The 21,281-nt window shown below is 45.5% G+C and carries 18 protein-coding genes, 1 other RNA gene and 3 pseudogenes; 9 read left to right on the top strand and 13 right to left on the bottom strand.

Translation table 11 applies throughout. The annotated features are described in order from the left end of the window. Nucleotides 1-16: 16 nt before the first annotated feature. Nucleotides 17-841, bottom strand: a complete 825-nt coding sequence (locus RLO19_RS18115; protein ID WP_446358619.1) for an inositol monophosphatase family protein — start codon at nt 839-841, stop codon at nt 17-19. 496 nt (nt 842-1,337) lie between these two features. On the opposite strand from RLO19_RS18115, the gene RLO19_RS18110 reads away from it, so the two are divergent. Continuing rightward, on the top strand, nt 1,338-2,471 hold the full coding sequence (locus tag RLO19_RS18110) for a 5-(carboxyamino)imidazole ribonucleotide synthase (protein ID WP_446358690.1): 1,134 nt from the start codon (nt 1,338-1,340) through the stop codon (nt 2,469-2,471). A gap of 103 nt (nt 2,472-2,574) precedes the next feature. Here RLO19_RS18110 and RLO19_RS18105 read toward each other — a convergent pair whose 3' ends face one another. Next, nucleotides 2,575-3,519, bottom strand: coding sequence for a pentapeptide repeat-containing protein (locus tag RLO19_RS18105; RefSeq protein ID WP_446358617.1), 945 nt, complete (start codon nt 3,517-3,519; stop codon nt 2,575-2,577). 147 nt (nt 3,520-3,666) lie between these two features. Between RLO19_RS18105 and ssrS the strand changes: the two genes are divergently transcribed. The 3 genes from ssrS (at nt 3,667) to RLO19_RS18090 (ending at nt 5,747) form a co-directional block, all read left to right on the top strand. Continuing rightward, nucleotides 3,667-3,849: non-coding RNA, 6S RNA (gene ssrS / locus RLO19_RS18100), on the top strand. A 149-nt stretch (nt 3,850-3,998) separates the two neighbouring features. Beyond that, nucleotides 3,999-5,303, top strand: a complete 1,305-nt coding sequence (locus RLO19_RS18095) for a DNA cytosine methyltransferase (RefSeq protein WP_446358615.1) — start codon at nt 3,999-4,001, stop codon at nt 5,301-5,303. A gap of 237 nt (nt 5,304-5,540) precedes the next feature. Next, nucleotides 5,541-5,747, top strand: a complete 207-nt coding sequence (locus RLO19_RS18090; RefSeq protein WP_446358613.1) for a hypothetical protein — start codon at nt 5,541-5,543, stop codon at nt 5,745-5,747. Between the two features lie 153 nt (nt 5,748-5,900). Here RLO19_RS18090 and RLO19_RS18085 read toward each other — a convergent pair whose 3' ends face one another. The 6 genes from RLO19_RS18085 to RLO19_RS18060 all read right to left on the bottom strand — a co-directional run bounded on the left by RLO19_RS18085 (nt 5,901) and on the right by RLO19_RS18060 (nt 10,278). Continuing rightward, nucleotides 5,901-6,680: a hypothetical protein gene (locus RLO19_RS18085; RefSeq protein ID WP_446358611.1), complete on the bottom strand. Its 780-nt coding sequence runs from the start codon at nt 6,678-6,680 to the stop codon at nt 5,901-5,903. 54 nt (nt 6,681-6,734) lie between these two features. Then, nucleotides 6,735-7,079, bottom strand: a complete 345-nt coding sequence (locus tag RLO19_RS18080; protein ID WP_446358610.1) for a TMEM14 family protein — start codon at nt 7,077-7,079, stop codon at nt 6,735-6,737. A gap of 182 nt (nt 7,080-7,261) precedes the next feature. After that, entirely contained in the window at nt 7,262-7,615 is a 354-nt protein-coding gene (locus RLO19_RS18075) for a DUF760 domain-containing protein (protein WP_446335419.1), read from the bottom strand. Nucleotides 7,616-7,763: 148 nt separating this feature from the next. Beyond that, a complete protein-coding gene (gene scpB / locus RLO19_RS18070) occupies nt 7,764-8,255 on the bottom strand; it encodes an SMC-Scp complex subunit ScpB (RefSeq protein ID WP_446335418.1) in 492 nt (163 codons plus the stop codon). 210 nt (nt 8,256-8,465) lie between these two features. After that, nucleotides 8,466-9,134, bottom strand: a complete 669-nt coding sequence (locus tag RLO19_RS18065) for a hypothetical protein (RefSeq protein WP_446358608.1) — start codon at nt 9,132-9,134, stop codon at nt 8,466-8,468. A gap of 268 nt (nt 9,135-9,402) precedes the next feature. Continuing rightward, on the bottom strand, nt 9,403-10,278 hold the full coding sequence (locus RLO19_RS18060; RefSeq protein ID WP_446358606.1) for an ABC transporter ATP-binding protein: 876 nt from the start codon (nt 10,276-10,278) through the stop codon (nt 9,403-9,405). A gap of 142 nt (nt 10,279-10,420) precedes the next feature. On the opposite strand from RLO19_RS18060, the gene RLO19_RS18055 reads away from it, so the two are divergent. Both RLO19_RS18055 and RLO19_RS18050 read left to right on the top strand, forming a co-directional pair. Continuing rightward, the gene (locus tag RLO19_RS18055) at nt 10,421-12,058 is read left to right on the top strand and encodes an iron uptake porin (RefSeq protein WP_446358604.1); all 1,638 of its coding nucleotides are present in this window, start codon (nt 10,421-10,423) and stop codon (nt 12,056-12,058) included. Between the two features lie 201 nt (nt 12,059-12,259). After that, nucleotides 12,260-13,738 (top strand): hypothetical protein, encoded by a 1,479-nt coding sequence (locus RLO19_RS18050; protein WP_446358602.1) that lies wholly within the window; start codon nt 12,260-12,262, stop codon nt 13,736-13,738. Between the two features lie 381 nt (nt 13,739-14,119). On the opposite strand, the gene RLO19_RS18045 is transcribed toward RLO19_RS18050, so the two are convergent. Further along, entirely contained in the window at nt 14,120-14,968 is an 849-nt protein-coding gene (locus RLO19_RS18045; RefSeq protein ID WP_446358689.1) for an acyl-CoA desaturase, read from the bottom strand. Nucleotides 14,969-15,434: 466 nt separating this feature from the next. Here RLO19_RS18045 and RLO19_RS18040 point away from each other — a divergent pair, with 466 nt between their 5' ends. From RLO19_RS18040 to RLO19_RS18030, 3 genes and pseudogenes are all read left to right on the top strand, one after another. Beyond that, nucleotides 15,435-16,724 carry a TetR family transcriptional regulator gene (locus tag RLO19_RS18040; RefSeq protein ID WP_446358601.1) on the top strand — a complete coding sequence of 430 codons (1,290 nt, stop codon included), beginning with the start codon at nt 15,435-15,437 and terminating at the stop codon, nt 16,722-16,724. Between the two features lie 182 nt (nt 16,725-16,906). Next, a complete protein-coding gene (locus RLO19_RS18035) occupies nt 16,907-17,128 on the top strand; it encodes a toxin-antitoxin system, antitoxin component, Xre family protein (RefSeq protein ID WP_446358599.1) in 222 nt (73 codons plus the stop codon). Further along, nucleotides 17,115-17,243: pseudogene (locus RLO19_RS18030) on the top strand (type II toxin-antitoxin system PemK/MazF family toxin); the annotation flags it as partial. The gene RLO19_RS18035 and the pseudogene RLO19_RS18030, both read left to right, overlap by 14 nt. Before the next feature lie 6 nt (nt 17,244-17,249). Here the strand turns inward: RLO19_RS18030 and RLO19_RS18025 are convergent. The 4 genes and pseudogenes from RLO19_RS18025 to RLO19_RS18010 form a co-directional block, all read right to left on the bottom strand. Then, the gene (locus tag RLO19_RS18025; RefSeq protein ID WP_446358597.1) at nt 17,250-19,082 is read right to left on the bottom strand and encodes an aspartate kinase; all 1,833 of its coding nucleotides are present in this window, start codon (nt 19,080-19,082) and stop codon (nt 17,250-17,252) included. A gap of 167 nt (nt 19,083-19,249) precedes the next feature. After that, nucleotides 19,250-20,465: pseudogene (locus RLO19_RS18020) on the bottom strand (RNA-guided endonuclease InsQ/TnpB family protein). Between the two features lie 26 nt (nt 20,466-20,491). Further along, entirely contained in the window at nt 20,492-20,620 is a 129-nt protein-coding gene (locus RLO19_RS18015; protein WP_446358595.1) for a hypothetical protein, read from the bottom strand. 81 nt (nt 20,621-20,701) lie between these two features. Next, nucleotides 20,702-21,145, bottom strand: a pseudogene (locus tag RLO19_RS18010) (HAD hydrolase family protein); the annotation flags it as partial. Nucleotides 21,146-21,281 lie beyond the last annotated feature (136 nt).

The raw sequence follows: 21,281 nt of genomic DNA, 5'->3' as shown, positions 1-21,281 counted from the left end.
CCGTCTAGAGGAAGTGTCACGTCCAACTCGACAAGGGTGGTGTCTGTAACAGTTCCTGACTGAGTTGGTTGTGAATTTGACCATTGGTGGCGAGAATTCGTCCAGATTTTAGGACGAGGGGGCTACCATCATAAGCTGTGACTGTACCACCTGCTTCTTGCACTAATACTACACCAGCCGTAATATCCCAGGGTGAAATTCCCCGTTCCCAATACCCATCTAAGCGTCCATAAGCCACAGATGCCAAATCGAGAGAGGCTGAACCACTGCGGCGAACGCCTTGGGTGAGGTGAGTTAGGTGACAAAACTCGGCATAGTTGTTGTCTGGGGTTTGGTGGCGGTCATAGGCAAAGCCAGTTACTAGTAAGCTTTGATGGAGATTAGAGGTGCCAGACACTTGAATCGGACGGCGGTTGCAAGTTGCTCCCAATCCTTTAGCTGCCCGAAATAGTTCATTGTGAAAGGGATTATAGATAACTCCCACTTGCGGTATTCCGTTAACGAGCAGTCCCACAGACGTAGCGGCGATGGGGTACTGATGAGCATAATTGGTGGTACCGTCGAGGGGATCAATTGCCCAAAGATATTCACTCTTCTGGTCTCCCCTTTGACCCGATTCTTCTGCCAAAATAGCATGATGGGGCAGATGACGCCCTAAGACTTTTACAATGGCGGCTTCTGCTTCTTTATCAGCGACTGTGACTAAATCACCCGGACGCCCTTTCTCTTCTACCCCATCTAGTTTACCCCAGTAAGTTTGCAAGATTGCCCCGGCTGTCATCGCGGCTTCTGTGGCGATGTCGAGAAAGATTTGCAGTTGATCGGATGTGGGTTGGCTCATGGTTGGTGATGAGAGTTTTGAGTTTTTCAGGGAAGTATAGCCAGGAAATAAGTTTGTGCGTTAAAGCTCAAGTCAGAATTGAGCTTACAACATTCTTACTGTTCATGGCATTCCGGTTGCGGTTAGAAAATAGGCTTGATTCAAATAAAAACCTCCCCATCCATCCTCAAATTCTACTAACGCCTGAATAAACTCCTCCTTCTGTTTCTTTTCCACATCCTTACGCCCGAACCCAAACAAAATTACCGACTGCCACGGCGTCTCAAAAATGCGGTAAGAGAGATCCCCCCAACCCCCCTTCAAAAGGGGGGCTTTCAGAGAGTTAACTGATTTACCCTCTTGATTAGGCGTCAGGCTGTTTACCCCAGCCTTACTGGCAATATGCTCAAAGTCAAAGGCTTATCGCTATCATCTCGTCCAGAAGCCTTTGCTTGTCAGAGTTTAATGTTGACACCAAAATCCGCTAACATGACAAACGAGTGACTCAAACCTATTGATGCCTAAGACTGTGAAACGAGTAGGGGTAATTGGTGGCGGACAACTGGCTTGGATGATGGGAGATGGGGCTAAATCATTGGGATTGGATTTAGTCATTCAAACACCCCATCCTACTGATCCAGCCGTTACTGTCGCCTCCGATACCATCTTTGCCCCGATTGATGACGCCGCCGCGACGGCTAAGTTAGCCGCCGATTGTGATGTGATCACCTTTGAGAATGAATTTATTAATTTGGATGGGTTGTTCCCCTTGGCAAACCAAGGTGTCTGTTTTCGCCCCCGCCTAGAGGCTTTAGCCCCCCTACTGGATAAGTATCACCAACGCTGCTATTTACGCGACATTGGTTTACCCCAACCGGCTTTTAACTTACTACAGACACCCCTCAACCCAGATAGGATGGATTTTCCTGTCGTTCTCAAAGCGCGACGCCACGGCTATGATGGTCAAGGCACGTTTATTTTGAAGGAGAGAGAGAGTTTTCAGGAACTCTGTTCAAAACTTGCCGATACACCCCTCCTCGTCGAGGAATTTGTACCCTTTGAACGAGAATTAGCTGTAATCGCTGCTCGTTCTTTAAGCGGTGAGGTAGTGGTTTACCCCGTTGTTGAAACCCAGCAGGAAAAGCAAGTGTGCCGTCGGGCGATCATTCCCGCCCCGATTAGCACAGAGACAGAAAAAGAAATTGACGCGATCGCACGTACCTTACTCAATAGTCTACAAGCCGTGGGCGTGTTTGGGATTGAACTGTTTCTCACCGCCAATAATCAGGTATTTGTCAACGAAGTCTCCCCCCGTACCCACAATTCTGGGCATTTTAGTTTAGATGCTTGTGAAACTTCGCAGTTTGAAATGCATTTACGGGCAGTTGCTGGATTAGAATTGACGAAACCGACACTTAGGTGTAAGGGAGCCGTCATGATTAACCTATTAGGTTACGAATATTCCCAGAACGACTACCTCGAAAAACGGCAAAAACTAGCCCGTCAGCCCCAAACATATCTGCATTGGTATGGGAAAAAACAATCGCGCCCAGGGCGCAAACTCGGACATGTCACAGTCCTGTTGGATTCTAGCCCAGAGAGAAACCCGCAGGCGATCGCACAATCCATAGAAACCCTGTGGTACAGTTAAAGACTATCAAATATAACTTGACTAAACCCGCCATTACTGAGTTTTGAGTGGAAAAAATATTGAACAAATAACAAAGTACGAATGACCAATGACCCGTGAAAAATCACTCTAATTGTGGCAACATATTTAAAACAAAGTCACTTTGATCTTTAGCCATAACCTGAATCATGGCTTTAAAATCTGAATTTCGCTGGCGATACTTACTAATTAATTCCTCTGACTGAACTCTAGTACCAAACTTTTCTTGATAATCTGCCTCAATGCATTGAAGTTCCTGTTTATAACACTGTTTAAAGGATTGCTCAATTTTTGCCTTATCCTGCTCTGGCAGAACATTTAGGTGGATGACTACAGTGCCTCGATCCTTCGTTTCAATGGATTGAATAGAGACAGGAAAATCACCCTGTTCTTTCTCCAAATTTTGAAAAGCAACCAAAAACGCTTGCCAATCAATCCCGTTGCGAAAGATTAACTCAACCGTTTCTAGAGTTGTTTGGAAAAGCTTGGCAAACTCACCTGGTTCAAATCTGCCACTATGAGGACGGCGTTCTTGTAATACATATCGTTTATTCTGAGGAGAATATCTGGATTTAAGATAAACGTAGTCGCAGATAACTCCAATCAAGTTAGTTTTACTATCAATATTCCAGTCTTCTAAGCAGACTCCTGTGAATATGGCTCTCTCAAAGTTTGTACCTAAAGCTTGGGTTCTAATCAACCGTGCTTCCGATAAATCAGCGCCGCAAAGAAAAGCATTCCTCAAATCGGCACCTGTAAAATCAGCTTTTGTGAGATTGGCATCCGTCAAGTCAGCATCAAGCAAATCTGTGCCAAAGAGGTTAGCACCTTGAATATTAGCCCCTCGGAGGTTAAATCCACTCAGATCCAATAAATTTAGGTTGGCACCCTCCAGCATGGGAGTAACATCAGGATGTTTCTGTCGCCAACTGTTCCAGTGGAATAACCCCAGTTTGACAAGATAGGAGTGGGGTTCGCTGTAAACCATCTGCCAATAACCCCGAACATCATGGTTTGCGATCGATGACACTCATCAGTTTAGCCTAGAGTGTCTAGAACAGCTTATGATTAGGCACGAACATCGGTCATCTTCAGATCGCACACCATCTGTACCTACAGAAGATGGCAATACTGGACAGTGGACATCTGGAAATAAATCGTTAGAATAGAAGGACAGGTTCCACTGGAACGTTGGTGACTGCCAATAGTGTTTTTTGATCTTTGTCCGTATAGCAAAGGGAATCGAGAGACCTTGTGGCAGTAGACCGGGCATGAACCCGGAAACTTAAAACGAGCGTCCACGATGCCCACCTGGTTTTCCAGGTCATAAGCTGAGGCAAGACGGCGTTTCGGTGAACCTGCAATAATTCGCAAAAATTTCCCCCTGTCTTAAGTGACTGGGGGATTTTGCGTGGTAACCGAATTAGACAAAACAGGGAACAGATCACGGTCGAATCTCTGATTGACCGTGAGATGAATCGCCGATAAGCTAAAGCAATGGATGAGGGGATGGCAAATTTGGGGTATCGACCTGTCGCCATTGATTTATTTGCAGGAGTTGGTGGGTTTTCCCTGGGGATCGAACAGGCGGGGTTGGATGTGGCGATCGCAGTGGAAAAAGACCCGATTCACGCGGCTGTCTATGGGTTTAACTTTCCCCAGACTCATGTCTTGTGCGCTGATGTATCTGACTTGACGGGAACACATATCCAGCAAGCCTTGCGGGATTGGTGCGATCAGCAAAGGAGTCCTGTTCTAGTTAGCGATCGCGACAGGATTGACATTGACTTGGTATTTGGGGGACCTCCCTGTCAGGGATTTTCAGTGATGGGGAAACGTCAGGTTTGTGACAAACGTAACCTTTTAGTCTTTGAATTCTGTCGCTTGGTCAAAGAACTCCAGCCTCGTTATTTTGTTATGGAAAATGTTCCGGGTTTAGGTCTGAAAAAATACCAAAACCTACTGAATCGGTTGCAGTGCGAGTTTCAAGCAGCCGGGTATGAGATAATTCAACCGATACAGGTACTAAGCGCGGTTAATTTCGGTGTACCGCAGCAGCGACAACGGTTATTTGTCTTGGGGAATCAGGTGGGAGTGAAACCCTTAACCTATCCTCAACCTCAATTGCAATCACCCTCTGAGTTTTGTACGGTTCGGGATGCGATCGCGGATTTACCCAATTTAGATGATTTTACCGAACTTCAAACCTCAGACTCGGTAGAACTGACACTCCCCCAGTTACAATTACTTCAAGCATTAGCCATGCCTTACGTGGAAAAGCTACGAGGTATAATCAGCGATCCCTTTAATTTTGCCTATCCCCGCCAATGGAATCCGTTCCTCTTAACCAGTTCCAAGCGAACGCGACACAATCTAGCCTCGATTGAACGGTTTAATCAAACACCACCCGGTCAATTGGAATCGATTAGTCGCCTACAACGCCTAGACTGGGACAAACCCTGCTACACCTTACGGGCAGGTACCGGACCCGAACACGGTAGCTATACCTCCCCCCGTCCCATTCATCCTAAATATCCACGGGTCATTTCAGTACGAGAAGCCGCACGTTTACATTCGTTTCCGGACTGGTTCCGCTTTCATGCTACGAAATGGCATGGATTTCGACAGGTGGGAAATGCTGTACCGCCACGACTCGGACGAGTCTTAGGTCATCAAGTTATCGCCGCCTTGGGAGTTGAACCCTCGCCGCCAACGTCAACCCTTACCCTAAAAGACCCGTACCTCTTAGAATTAGGACAGGTCAAAGCATCTGAGTATTGGAAACAAAAGAAAAGAGAGACAAGGGGATTTTAGTGGGTTAGGATGTTGAAACTTTACATACTTATTCCTATTCTTTTGTGATTTAGATCACCTGATGAAGACAGATTTATCATAAGCTTTCTTGAGGACTCATCACTTGGCTAATAAAACACTTATCACAATTTCTGTCGAGTCAGAATCACTGACAATGCGGTAATTTGATCACGTTCGAGAATTGATAAGTTCTTTAATATATCTTAAGGAGAGATACACCACGTTGCTAAAGACCCAATGAAATCTGCTCAAGTTTGTTTTCCCAAATTTCCTGTCCGGCAAATTGCCAATCGCATTATTGATATGCGCCAAATTAGCCGAATTGACCAACAACTGTTCATGTCAGCACTTTTATCGAAGCAGTCACTTTCTAGGGAAGAGCAAAACCTAGTTGAAAAGATTTATGAAGGTTTAAATCGGGGATGGATTCGAGTCGTTGAATAGAATACATTATAATTTATGACTTATAATTTATGAATAAGGGAGGGTTTTGTGGAGAGCTTATCAATAGGTATCAAAATTAAACCGCTCATGCCCACCCCTACAATTGACCTTTCGCAACGCTTTTCGGGCAGGCTTATTACTTGCCTTAAATCTCTAGATTCTACCGCTACCAATTTTTGGCAGAACTCCGTTTTCCCACAATTCATCAGAAATTTTAATTTGTTTGTCTTCTGGAACTCTTTGATTATATTGCTCTAATAACGCTGTAATGAGTTGAATATACTCTTTCAGTAAATCCCGAATTTCTTGTCGGGCTAATAAATTATAAGAATTAGAGGTGTTATTGTTTACGCTAAACTGGCGAATGACGGGCGCATTGAAGACAATCCACAGAAATGGAGAATTGATCATTTCTTCCATCAATTCAATAAGTTCAGGTTGTAAAAATAAACAATATTTTTCCATGGTGCGGTTTAAGGAATCTTTAAACTGCGAGCATTCCCGTAACAAATATTCAGACCAATCTGCTTCAATTGCGCCCAATACCGGGGCTGGCTTGGAAAAATCAAGAAACGCTAATTCTTCAAAAAATGTATGGTCAAATAAATCAACGACTGTTTGATAATTTTTATCTGGTTTTTCGGCAATAGCCGCCTTAAACATATTGAAAAACAAATAAAAGTGACGTTGAAGTGGTCTCCTGAGCTGTAGGAATGCCACAGATTCGAGTTTTATTCGTTGATTTTCTTGATCGATAGCCATAACTCGATCAATTGAAAAGACAACGATGATAATGCCAGTAATTTCTGAGGCAATATCTAAGGAAAAGGATTTGAGCCAAGGATATTGACCCGAACTGATGAAATAAACAAAAAAGCAGCAGCCCAATAAGATAGGAAGTAATACATAAGGGGTTTTTAAAGAACTTCTCATCTTATCGCCTGCTATTTTGCTTGAGCATCCGGATCATCGGTAAAATACAGTAATTTATTGCAATAAACCTTCTGCTGCTAATAATCCTACCGAAAAGAGTAAGGTAGCCATTAGCGAAAAAACCATCATCATTCCCGAAGGCATAAAGGCGCGGGTGCGGAAAAGACGAATAACAAAGACAATAAATAACAGTAGGGAAATTAGTGTGGCTAGTCCCAGTCCCATAATTGGGATTACCCGACAAAGCCACCAAGCGACCAACAGTCCCAGACCACTAGTGATACCCGAAATTAGAGATTTTTGGCTTTTGGCTTTTACATATCCAATTATGCCACCCACCAAGACAAGTAAGGCGTAGATTAAAACAAATCCGGTAATAATTGGCAATAAGTTGTTCATGTTAGGAAAAATTTTGTGGATTTTAAAGATTGGCTATAATGGATTATACTATCTTTAGTCGAACAAAAACGACTGCCCTTTACGGCAGCCCAATCCCCCGCCACCCGTCTTGATTAAACGGGGGAATAGCTTTCCCATGAATCTCTTAGGATCTTACAGGAATCGGTTTAGATAGAAGAATCCTAAGAGTGATCGTTATGATGGGATTGCCTATGCCAACTCATAGTGTCGGTCATATTATCTTCTAGTTCCATGCGTTGTTCCATGCGACGCAGAAAATAGCCCGTCATCATCGCCGAAGCCAGCAATCCAGCTAAATTTTCGCGATCTGTGGTAATTTGGACATTGAAACTCTCCGAAGGAAGCATGCCCACCAGTCCCTGGACGTTCTGGGAAATGATTTGCTGAATTTCCGGGCTGGCAGATTTGGCAACTTGGGACAGCACATCTGGGGATTGGTGTTGTAGATAGTTCAGTAATTGGTTGGATGCGTCATCTTCAGGGGGAGAATTGAGGAAGTCAGAGTTAAATACCATTAGAATCAAAAGACGTGACTTACTTGTTTCTACTCTAAACGATTGTGCTGCCTACCGACTTGGTGCTTTGGTGCAACAGCCCTAGTTCTTAAGGAAGAAATTCAGGATGTGATTCAGGCGTAAGGATGAGAATGAGATGAGGTGGTGCTTAGGATTGAGAGGGTGTCTGTAGGGACGGTAGGAGGTTATCGAGTTCAAAGTGTTGATGAAATTTATTCGTAACTTGCAACCAGTAAGAACGACCATCACTTTGTCGGCGTCTGCTGACAAATCCCAGGGAAATCAGTTCTTGAACATGTTGATAAGCACCACTACCGCGTAAGTCGATCAGTTGAGTTTGAGCAATAGGTTGTTTGAGTGCGATCGCGGCTAGGGTTCTCAATGCTCCTAGACCTAATTCAGCAGGCACTAGACTTTGCATTAACGTAGCAAATGAAGCTCGTAACTGCAAGCTGTAACCCTTTGGTGTTTCGACGACTTCTAGGGCGCTGTCTCGATAGGCATAGTCTGACATCAGTTCAATTAAAGCATCTTCTGCCGCAACGCGATCGCACCCTGCACACTCAGCAATTTCCGCCAAGGACAAGGGTTTGCCCTTTAAGTATAGAATTGCTTCAATTTGGGTCGCTAGACGAGGCATTGGGGATTGGGGACGTTTTGAGTGTTGAATGTGTAGGGGCTCTTTTAAGGAATTCGCTCAAGCTGTTGACGATAACTTTGGTTCAAAACCCGCCCTTACCGAGTTTTGATCCTTCGCTTCCCTAGTCGGACATGGCGCGTGAGTGATTGGGGATTAGGGATTGGGTGTGAAACTGTAATCCTATTTCTCTGCATATCTATGCAAGTATGGTCAAAATGCATAGCCATAGCCGTCCTTACGATGAACTGGGGTGCAGTAATCTAATTTGATTGACCTCCTTTTATTGTCAATAACAAACTCTCCGCGACCGTCTGACATCGGGCAAACTCTACCCATGAAAGTCCCCTTGTATTTACCTTTGGGAACCACGGCACGTACAATATCCCCTGTACAGAACCCAAAAATAGGACGTAGCGGACGGTGTTTTATCGGATAGCCATACTTATTGGTTTGACAGCGTTGCCGTCCACCCATCCCGGTTGCTTTGACTTTCAGGATTCGCTTGGTCAGCACATGAAGCGTTTCGGTTATGCCGACGCAGGCAGCATCTAGCCAATGTTCTTTTGGCAGTCCCAATCGAATCCGGTTGTATTTAGTCTGTCCACCTGTACCAGTGATGACGGATAAACCCGTTTTCTTGAGGCGATAAAACAGCGCCCATCGGGTAGAATTAACGGCGGCTGCGTCTTTCAAAGGTCGTTTAGCTTGAGCCAATATTCGCTTAAGCAAGCCTGGCTTTTTCTTAAGAAATTTTTCAATAGGCTTTATTCCTTTTTTGATGTTGCACTTCTCACAAGCCAATAAGTTCCTAGCTTGTGCCGGATGAATGGGATTCATCGGTGTTTTTTTTTGATCAATGAGAAAAACGTAATTTGACATCTTCTGTCAACCTTATTGCTAAGTAAAGTTTGCCTCGACAATGTTAGACGGGCTTTTTACGAATTCAGCACTACAGCTATAAACCTGTTCACTGATTACTTAACTGAATTCGACAGAGCATCATGCTGGCGTTCACATGGCTGGTGTCGTGACCCGTCTAACGTAGACAGCGATGAGTCTTAGTCTGCACGTTCCGACTATGTACAGATATGCCTAACTATGCATAGTTCTGTATAGGTTTTTCGGAACGGAAGTACCGATACGCTCCTTAATCGAGTTGTCGTCCCGTCAATTCCACAAAGATATCTTCTAAATTCGAGGGACGAACCATCATACCTGTTTTATCCGGTAAGCTGTCAAGGTAGGCATTGGCATCGTCTAGAGTGGGAAAGAATTTATACTCAAAGCGATCGCCGATTTGTTTCATCAGCAACCCTTCACCATGGTTAGCTTTGAGTTGTTGCAGAGTTCCCAGTTCAATTAGCTTACCACAGTCCATAATACCGATGCGTCCTGGCTGACTTGCCCCATACTGATCACACAACACCTCCACCTCGTCCATGTAATGAGTCGTCAGCAGCATTGTCATCCCTTGGCGGTTTAAATCCCGAATAATTTCCCACAGGCGGCGACGGGTTTGGGGATCAAGTCCCACCGTGGGTTCATCTAAAAATAGAATTTTAGGTTGGTGGAGTAGCGCCCTGGCAATTTGCAGGCGACGCTTCATCCCACCAGATAGGGTTTTCACTGGCGAATCCCGCCGTTGGGCTAATTCTACATACTCTAACCACTGGTTAATCAGGGTTTGCCGTCGGGGATTAGGAATGTGGTGCAAGCGTCCGTGGAGTTCCATATTTTCCCAAACGGTTAGGTCGTTGTCAACGCTGGTTTGTTGCAACACGACGCCGATATTTTGCTTTACCTCAGCCGGTTGACGCACCACATCATAACCCGCAATCTCAATTTGCCCTTCGGTGGGTCGGGTTAGGGTGGTTAACATGCGAATTGTTGTCGATTTCCCCGCCCCGTTGGGACCGAGTAGACCGAATATCTCTCCCGATTCGATAGTGAAGGAGAGGTCCTTAACTACAGGGACTTTATCGTAGGTTTTGTTGACGTGTTGGACACAAACAGCAGGGGGCATCGTGTCTAAATTTATAAGAGAACAATTTTATATTTTAGTCATTTGTCATCTTCCTGTTCCTGAGCTATCTTGCTCAACTTTCTTGGCGTTTAGGCGTGTCAGGGATTAAGAATGGGAAAGGATTGTGAGGAAAAACCGAAAAATGTATCAAATTTGGCAGAAATTGCTGCGGATAAGTCCTGCGATCGCGTTTTGGCTATTGTGGACTGGAACCCTTACGGCACAAGAGGTAGAGGTGCACAGGTGTGGTATCGTGGGGGAGTTTTGTTTCTTTGGAGAAACCTTAGAGAGAAAAGAAATATCAGAGAATGAGTCGAGTGATCCCACCGAGAAACGTTTAGACCAAATTAATCACTACAGCGATAATAATAGTTTGGGTCAAGTAACAAATGTTTCTCAGTTGCGGGATGTACAACCCAGTGATTGGGCGTATACAGCCTTGCGATCACTGATCGAACGATATGGCATACTCACAGGGTATCCCGATCGCACGTTCCGGGGCAATCAAGCTATGACTCGCTATGAGTTCGCCGCTGGATTACGTCAGGCTTTGGATCAGATACAATTACTAATTGCCAGAGGACGCGATGTTCCTCCAACAGACTTGGTGACACTGGAACAGTTAACCAATGAATTTGTCTTAGAACTCTCCCTGCTAAGAGCAGATGTAGACGCCCTAACCGCCCGGACTCGGGAACTGGAACTGACGCAATTTTCGACGACAACCCAACTGGAGGGGGAAGTGATTATTGGGGCGGCGGGGATTGTCAGTGAGGATGATCATGTAACCACATTGGGACATCGTACCCGCTTAAATTTAGAAACCAGTTTTACAGGTCAAGATGTACTAATAACCCGACTGCAAGCCGAAGGGTTAAGGAGTCTGGAAAGTCGTACAGGTACGCCAGAAGGGGAATTAGCCTTTACTGGGGCTAGGGATAGTGACCTAGAGATTGATGCCCTATTGTACCGTTTCCCCATCGGGAATCAGACGCAAGTCGTTATCGCGGCGAATGCTGGAGGTGCTGATGACTTTACCGATACGATTAATCCTTATCTAGATGGGGATGGTGCTAGTGGGGCGGTGTCTCGTTTTGCCACTCGTGCGCCCATTTATTATTTAGTCAGTGGGGCGGGTTTGGGGGTAAGACATGCAGTGAGTGACACCTTAGAAGTCAGCTTAGGGTATTTAGCTGGGAATGGGGGAAATCCTCAACCCGGTAACGGTTTATTTGATGGGGCTTATGGCGCATTAGCCCAAGTCAAGTATGAGCCGAGCGATCGCGCCACAATTGGCTTGACTTATGTTAATGCTTACAATCAAGACTGGCAAGTCGGGAGTCTTGATACTAATTTAGTCAATCAATTAGACTTGCCCGTAGTCACAAATTCCTTTGGTATCGCCGCTTCAGTACAAATTAATCCACGATTTGTTGTCGGGGGATGGGCAGGTTATACCACAGCCGAGGTGATTAATGAAGGGGATGCTAATCTTTGGTATTGGGCGGTAACATTAGCCTTACCCGATTTAGGCAAAACAGGCAATCTAGCCGGGTTTATCGTCGGTATGGAACCCAAAGTCACCAACAGGAGCGATAGCCTGAAGAATTTGGGCATTGATGATCCGAGTATATCCCTACATCTAGAGGCATTCTACCAGTATCAATTAACCGATAATATTACAATTACACCAGGGATAATTTGGCTCACTGCACCTGATCATAATAGCGATAATGATGATACATTCATTGGCACAATACGAACCACATTACGATTTTAACAACTAAGCAAGATGCCCTACTTTTTCAATAAGTCGGGGATCTGTTTGTGTACCTCACTTACACGCCATCGCGCTGTAACTCTGTTCGACTGGTAGGAAATCACTGTCCTTGCAGGGCAGTGAGATAAAATAGAGGAATAGATTTTACGGTTACATTGAGAACCCTCCTTTGCGCCCCTAAAGTTTCCTGTCCGACTACTTATGCACTACTCGCCTTTATTTGTATTACTATCCTTATCACTATCGTTCCCGCTACTTTCCCTGTCCCCGGCAAATGCCCAAGATACAACAGAAGAACCTAGGTTTGCCCAAGGATTTTGGCGTCCCGCCGAACAACTGGTGCAAGAACAACTGAATTTAATTAATCGGATTGAGGGGGCATTTTACAGTCCTAATGTATATCAAGTAGAAGCGACGCGATCGCAACTGTTCTTACATCTAGGCAAAGTGGAACGCTTCTTGAAGAGTCAGTATCAAATTCCCCAGTTTCTCTGTAATAACGGAACCCCTGATCCCGATTTTCCTGCACCGTTAACCTTACCCCAGCGACAGGTGTATTGCAATCTTTATGCGTCTACCCAAAAGCTGAAACCAATGGTTGATCTGTTGGATATGCGGTTACCGATGCTAGCCGGGGTAGCTGCACCCAGTCTCTTACCCGATGAGCAACGCATAGGATTGCGGCTGAATTTAGCCACGCCACTGCGTCCAAGATTTTCGCCTGTACCTGACTTCCCAAAACCGGAACCACCTGTCTTAGGTATGCCGACAAAGCGCCCGACTACAGAGGATCAGGAGCCGCCGCTACAACCTGCGATCGCGCCTCCGGAAGCTATTACCCGAACCATGCAAGCCGCAAGGGAACAACTACTACCTACATTACCCGCATTTCCCGACTCTGCTCGTATAATTGACCCCGGTGTCTATTCGGTCATTCCAACTCAAAGTACTTTGGGTCTTTTGCCCTTAGAACCACAGCGATATGCCGAATTTCTTGCCCAACCCAACACCGGGATTGCTCGTATATTTCTCGCCGAAAGCTATCAACCTGATCCCAATAAGCTGCAAAACCGCCTGCTATCTCCCCTCCCCCAACCCTTTCCCTTAACTGCTGGGGTAGAACCGACTACGGATTACGTTCCTAGCTTGGCGCTGGAGATTGAAAATGGAAACTTTACCATTCCCTTGCAGGGGCTAGATTATGGTTTTATCGTAAATTTGGGTGATGTTTCTTTTGCCGAACTCGACGCCAACCTAAAAACGATTCCCACCCTGACACCCGAACAACGGGATTTATTCCTGAATTATCGTCCGCCCAATGCAGTAGAAGCCTTACAAATAGACCAACGGCGCTTTTATACAGGTAAGGATGGTATCGGATTTGTTCCTCCTTTAAGCCCACCTGCGGCTACAGGTTCAGAGGTAGAATTAAATAATACCTATTTAGTCAGATTAATCCAATTCCGGTTACCTGAAGCCGTACTTAAAGGAGAACCAATTTCCAGAGCGCAGCGCCGTTATTTACCAGAAATTCTCAATACACCGAGCAGCGATGTTATTGTTGCTTTTCAACCCGTTCACCAGCGTTTAGATGGGAGTTATACCGTACTGTGGCGTCTACTTTATCAGTTTCCTGATCCCCAGATTGAAAATTTAGCCGAATACGTTGATTTAGAGTAGACATTACCGTTATTCAGGAGATATAGCAACCGCCAAGACGGTTAGGACACATCATTTATGTAGAGACGTTGCATGCAACGTCTCTACAACAGTTCAGAAAGTCCTAATCGATGTGTCTACTGCTATATTAGAGCAAAAAACCACATAACCTATGCTTGTCTGGTTATATGGTTCAATTAAACGACTGATCAGTTATATTGAATTATTAATTGAGTTAGTACCAAACAGTATTTAACTCAAGACATACTCTCCTCTAAAATCTAGAGTTTAGCAATGCATATATTTACCAACTCTTCCAACAATCTGAACATCTGATGAAAACAAGCTTTTAAGCCAACGCCCTTGCTCAAGGGCATAGTTTTGAATTCCAAAGGAACTTTACTATGCTGCCTTTTTGGGTGGTAGAACAACTTTCTTTGCTAAACCCACTCCTTGGAGTATTTGAATTGCCCACCACGTCATATCTATTTCCCACCATTTACGTCCAGCCGGAGCAACATTGGGTTGAGCATGATGATTGTTGTGCCAACCTTCTCCGTAGGTTAAAATAGCTGCCCACCAGAGATTGCGAGAACCATCATTAACTTCATAAGTCTGATAACCGCGCAGGTGAGTGGCAGAATTAATTAACCAGGTGCTGTGCCACAGTACGACAGCTCGCACAAAGACACCCCAGAATACAAATTGCCATCCCCCTACTAGGTAAAGCAATAGACCCAGAGGAATTTGTAGCGCTAAGAAATAGCGATCTAACCAGCGATAATAGGGATCTCTGGCAATATCAGGAGCAAATTTTTGATAAACTTGGTAATCAAAAAATTCGGGTTTGTGATAGAACAGCCAAAGCATGTGACTCCACCAAAACCCATTTCGTGCTGAGTAAGGGTCTTTGTTTGCATCATCAGGGTGAGCATGGTGCTGACGGTGTCCTGCTACCCAGAAAATTGGTCCCCCTTGGAGAGCTAAAGCCCCAATGGTGGTAAGGGTATATTCTAACCACTTAGGCACTTGAAAACTCCGATGAGTCAAAAGTCGGTGATAGGATAAGCAGATGCCAATACTGCCAAAGAGCCAGTGGAGAAGTATCATTACTCCCAAGGCTGGCCAGGAAAAAAACCAGGGCGCCAGCAGTGCCAAAGCGTGAATCGTGCCAAAAAATAGCAGACTCGGCCAATGAAAGGGTAGATTAACGCGACTTTGAGGAGGCGCTGAAATTGAGGGATTAGTCATCATCTTTTAAAAACCTGCTGGAGACCCTCGCTTTTAGCGACGGGAGGAAAGCAGGGCAGAATGTACTACTTTCCTTGGACAAATTGGTGGGGGAGTATGGTTGCCCCCCCTTTGGGGTATGGTTGCCCCAACTCCCGTTTCCGGGGTAATGTTTGCCTCGCATAAGTTAACGGTCGGTACTTTCCAAGCAGCACTGGCTTAACCCTTTAGACCTGTTTAACCACTCGGTTCTAGAGCTTGGAACTGGCACGCATCCCAAGGTAGGAACTTTAACGCTTGCCGTTAACGTAGTGCGCTAAGCACTTAGGCTGGTCAACTTAGGCTATAAGGAGCCCTCGCTTTTAGCGATGGGTTGTTGACTGAGAATCGTTACAGTAGGAATTGAGGTGCAAGTGTTACTTACACTTCTATCATCAGCTTAACGATTTATCCATCAAAATGCAAGTGTTACTTACATTACTAAACTATGTCTCGTACCAGTTCTACAACACGAGCGCGTTTAATTCAAGCAGCGCTTGAGTTGTTTACCGTTCAGGGGGTTACCGAGACGACAACACGTCAGATTGCTGAATTAGCCCAAGTTAATGAAGTCACGCTGTTCCGTCACTTTGGTAACAAACAAGGATTGCTCTTAGCCGTGATCGAAGACTCTGGGGTGTTTACCCGTCTGGGTGAATCCCTCAGAGCCCAAGTGGATCAGACAACGACGTTTGAGCAGGCGTTGACCAACTATGGACGCGATCGCCTTCAGGTTCTCACGCAAATGCCCGAATTATTGCGCTCTGTGGTTGGGGAGTCAGGAAAATACACCGTTGAGCATCGTCAGGCGTTAGGAGAAGGTGTTACTCAAGCCAACCTGGACTTTGCTAATTATCTTACCACCGTGATTCAACGCGATCGCTTACATTTGCGTTTATCAGCGGAAAAATTAGCCAGTTTGGTTAATGGGATGTTATTTGGGTATTTGGTGATTGAACTAACCAGCGAGTTCCACAGGCTTTGGCAGAATCAGGAGGATTTTTTGCAAAGTTTGGTCGAACTTATCTTACACGGAGCTTTTGCCGACGGAGAGCTACAGAGACGGGAAGAGGCGGAGGAAGAACCAGGAAGCGGCGATACAGGGGAGATAGTGCGCCAGCTTGTACCCGATTCTTCCCCGAACTTGCCCTCTCCAGCCATCTCCTCTGAGACTGTAGCCGATTTACCCCCATCCTTAGTTCATGGCATTTTGCAACAAGCCAAAAAAAGCGGATTCCGGGATTATGCTCTCGCCTATGTCCTCTTTGGTGCGGGGTTGCGGATAGAAGAAATTATTGCCTTAGAGCGATCGCACCAAATTAGTGACGCCCACAGACACTTGTTGCAAGTGACTCAAGGTAACGTGCGCCAAGTCCCTGTGAATCAGCGGATTATGGGTAAGCGCTATGGTTCTTACACCCGCAATCCCTTAAACCAATGGCTCAAAAATCGTAAAGATGATCGCTCACCCTTGTTTGTCAATGAAGCCTTGGAACGGATGTCTGTGTCAGAATTAAGATCCGCATGGCGTGACTTTACCTCTGGGTTGGAAATGCCATCTCCCTCAATTGAGCAAGCGCGACAGACATGGTGTGTGGAAATGCTAATGAGAGGGATGAATGTGGAGGATTTGAATATTTTAAGCGGTTTGGATGTGAAACAATTAGAGCCTTATGTTCGTAGGGCAAGGGAAAAAACGGCGTTGGATCGGGCGATTCGTTTAGATCAAAAGCCTTAATTAGTCAGCTTTTTTACCCGTCGAGCCAGTATTCCTTTGGCGCTCTAGAGATTCGCGATCGCATTTTTAATAACAGCGGTTGCCAATGATCCAGAATCGCAGTTGCCAGCCTATCCAAAATATGCTAATTTAGTGGACAAAATTGAATCATGCTAAATAAGTGAAGAAAAATCTATTAAAATATGAATAATACAGTTATCCTCAATCCTTTTGAACATACGCTAATTGAAAAAATCCGCGACTTACCTCCTGGTAAACTTGAAGAAGTAGCCGATTTTGTCGATTTTTTACTAGGACGCAGTCAACAGCATCAGACGATGGTTCGAGAAGCCGCTAAACTTTCGGAAAAGACATTTGCGAAGGTCTGGGATAATCCAGATGATGCTGAATATGACCAGCTATAATTTTGGCGATGTTATCCTGGTTCCATTTCCTTTTACTAATCAAACAACGAGTAAGAAACGTCCAGCCGTTGTCATTAGTTCTGATACCTACAACCAAGAACATCCTGACTTGATATAACTCCTAAGCTGGAACTTCAATTTGCTGATTTCCCGCCAACTCAAATGCCTGGTGAATGGCTTGTAATGCTGTCACCCCTTGCTCTTTATTCACTACACAACTAATCCTTATTTCCGAAGTGGTAATCATTTGGATATTAATTTTGTGCTGAGAAAGAGCAGCAAACATTCGTGCAGCTACACCGGGTTGTCCAATCATTCCTGCACCAACAATACTGACTTTAGCAATATCGGCATCAAGGAGAACCTCTCCGTACCCTAAAATAGGCGCTGCTTTGTGGAGAATTTTCTGGGCATTTTCCGCCTCAGCTTGGGCGACGGTGAAAGCAATATCGCGTGTGGGAATTCCATCAATCACTCGACAGCGCTGAGATTGAATAATCATATCCACGCTGATTGCTTGCTCGGCTAAAATACTAAATATCCGAGCTGCCATACCCGGACGATCAGGAACATAGCGAATCGCTAAACGGGCTTGATTTTGGTCAAGGGCAACACCTCGGACGGGGTTTGAATGTAGAGACGCGCCACGCAACGTCTCTACATTCTCAGAAATCGGTAGACGGGCGGGGGAACTCTTAATATTAAACTGGTCACACAAAACTGCGATCGCACGATTACAATCAGCCGCATCAATCACACAGCTTACTTTCACCTCGGAGGTGGAAATCATCAGAATATTGATTCCCGCATTTGCCAGGGTGGTGAACATTTGAGCCGCAATACCGGGGTGTCCAATCATTCCCGCCCCCGCGATCGCAATTTTGGCGATATCCGGTTCCACTAAGACTTCCGCCTCATCCCCACGGGGATTGGTGGGGCTGCACAAAGCGGGTGCAATGGCTTCAGCGACGGCTTCAGCCCGTTTGAGAATACCCTTACTCACACTAAAAGCGATATCATTCGTATTCCCCTCGTGAATCGACTGGATAATTAAATCCACATCTAAATCTTGACCCGCAATCTCACCAAACAATTGTGCCGCGACACCGGGATGATCCGGAACCCGCAGCATTGCCACTTTTGCCTGATCGGTATCAAATTCTACAGCATCGACCGAGCGAGCTATTTCTAAATCATCTAAAGAACGGGGTTGTGGCGTGGGAGAAATCACCTTTGTTCCCGGAGCATCAGTCCAACTCGATAGCACAACCAAGGGTACACCGTAATTCCTAGCAATTTCCACCGCACGCGGATGCAGTACCTTCGCCCCTAAGCTTGCCAATTCCAGCATCTCATCGCAGGTAATCTCGTCCATGAGTTGGGCATCTGGGACTAAGCGCGGATCAGCCGTTAAAATACCAGGGACATCGGTGTAAATCTCACACCGAGCCGCCCCTAATGATGCGGCTAACGCCACGGCTGAGGTATCTGATCCCCCGCGCCCCAAGGTGGTAATTTCTAAGTCATTCAGACTACTGATCCCTTGAAACCCCGCTACCACAACGACTTTACCTTCGTCTAGATGTCGAGAAATTCGTTCGGTGTGGATACTAAAGATACGGGCGCGGCTATATTGGGCTTCCGTGACAATGCCCACTTGTGCGCCAGTCATAGAAATCGCGGGTTGTCCTAATTCCTGCAACGCCATCGCTAGCAGGGCGATGGAGACTTGTTCGCCGGTGGAGAGTAACATATCCATTTCCCGACGGCTGGGATGGGCTGAAATTTCGTGAGCCAGTTTAACTAACCCATCAGTCGTTTTACCCATCGCTGACACGACGACGACTAAGGAGTTACCCGCTTGAACTGTTTTTAAGAGTCGTTGGGCAACGGTTTGAATCCGCTCAACTGAGCCAACCGAGGTTCCACCATATTTTTGGACAACCAGCACCATAGATGTTACTCCTACACCTTTTTTCGACGCCTTTGTTGTCAACCCTTGAGGCGTGAATTTGAGCCAGGTCGCTAAAAGGCATCAATTATTAATCAATTGACACTCCCCCGGTTAAAAACGCGGGGGATTCTTCGCTCATCCAACCACCAAGCGAGTATTGATTCTCATCAATACACGCATAGGGCGAGTTGTCCCGAAGCGTTTATCCAGTATTCCTGGAATGTTCCTGTATGCCCGGAGCGTACGAAGTGCTTCCTTGAGTATGTTTATCGCGGCATTCCAATCACGGTCTAAAATAAACCCGCATTTACATTTGTGGGTTCGTGTTGAAAGCGTTTTCTTTACAACACAGCCGCAGTTGGAACAGTTTTGAGAGGTGTAGTGAGGCTTAACGGCAACCGTTGCTACACCAAATACTTTGCCAAAATACTCAAGAGTGCGCCTAAATTCAGACCAAGCTGCATCACTAATTGATTTAGCTAGGTGATGATTCTTGACCATATTCCGCACTTGCAAGTCTAGCCTTCGGCAAGCCGCTGGCGCGTCTACATAAGCTACCAAGTCGTTAGACCGGACTACGCACAATGCAGTCTTTACCGCAAAGTCTTTACGCTGCCTACTGACTTTCAAATGCTTTTTGGCTAACTTTTGCTTAGCCTTTTTGTAGTTGTTAGATTGTGGTTGACCTTTCTTAAACTTCTTGGATACTCGTTTTTGAAGTCGTTTCAGTGCTTGGTCTGACTTTCTCAAGAATCTCGGATTGTCAACTGTCTGACCATCTGAGTCGGTATAAAAATGGTTTAAACCAACATCTAACCCTACGTTGTGACCTGTCGGAGTCCTATCTTCAGTCCTGTCATGGTCAATACAGAATTGGGCATAGTATCCATCGGCACGGCGTACTACCCTAACTCGCTTTATCTGAGTTAGTTGATAGTAGTTTAAGTCGCGAGTACCGTAGAGCTTGAATTCTCCGGCTTTAAATCCATCGGTGAATGTGATTGAGTCACGATTCTCTGATAGTTTCCAGCCAGATGTCTTATACTCTACGGAACCATGATTAGGACGGTTTTTCTTGTACTTGGGGTAGCCTTTCTTCCCCTTAATCTGGTTTTTGCAGTTATCAAAGAATCTTGAAATAGCCGCCCAAGCACGCTCGGACATGGCTTGTCGAGCCTGAGAGTTTAATTTCCCCGCCCAGGGAAACTCTTTACTTTTACCAAGAATCGTACAATACTTGGAAAAATCATTGCGGGTCTTAGCCTGACCATCTTCCCAATATTTAAGGCAAGCATTACGGATAAACAGACCAGTACGAATGGCTTCATCAAGCCTTCTGTACTGATACTCTTTCCCTTTTAACTTACCCTCGTAGACAATCATTTTACCGCGTTGAGATTATGGTAGAATCATAACACAAGCTGATTAGCACTCGCAACTAAAGTTGTTGTGCTGGACGCATCGCTCGGTTTCATCCCTCGGATAAATCGCGAGGGAGCCTGCACAATCGCTTGTCCGGTAACTACATTAGCAGACATTCGTCATTGGTCATTCGTCATTGGTCATTTCTTTGTTGCTACCCCTGCTTTTCCTACACCCAGACGTGCCATGGCACGTCTCTACATGAACTGGTTCAGGTACTCTACTAACTCACAAAATCCCTCGCCTTCTGTAGCGACGGTTACATAAGCGGGTTTATAGTCCAGTTCATCGCTATAATCCAAAACATTAGCAACGCCCACCGATAGGGGAAATAGCTGTGGGTTAAATAAACTGGCATCGTTAGGACTATCACCGACTGTCAGCACTTGTTCAGGTTGATACTGGGGAAAGTAGTCGCGTAACACTTGGATTAACCCAGTGGCTTTATCCTGAGATCTGGGTTTAATGTGACATTGCACCGAACTGTAGGTAAAGCCCCAATCCATTGACGTACACAGGGCGTTGAGGTGTTCTAGTTGATGGGTAGTGAGGTTACGATTATCAAAAGTCCAATCGGTTAGGCGAAAGCCATTGTCAGCCGATTCGTGAATCTGGGGAAATTCGGATTTGAGGCGTTGATAAGCTGCTACGCAGCTTAATTGTATAATATAAAGACAAGGTAAAGAGCGCGGTCGCCAGGATATGCCAGCTAAAAATCATCTGTCTCAAGAGCAGAAAGAAAGACTGATTAAACTCCTAAAGGAAGCTAATGAGTAT

The organism is Coleofasciculus sp. G2-EDA-02 (assembly GCF_040226375.1).
Taxonomy (GTDB): Bacteria; Cyanobacteriota; Cyanobacteriia; order Cyanobacteriales; family Coleofasciculaceae; genus Coleofasciculus.
The sequence above is the reverse complement of the archived record's forward strand: the minus strand, read 5'-3'. Positions and strand labels throughout refer to the sequence as shown.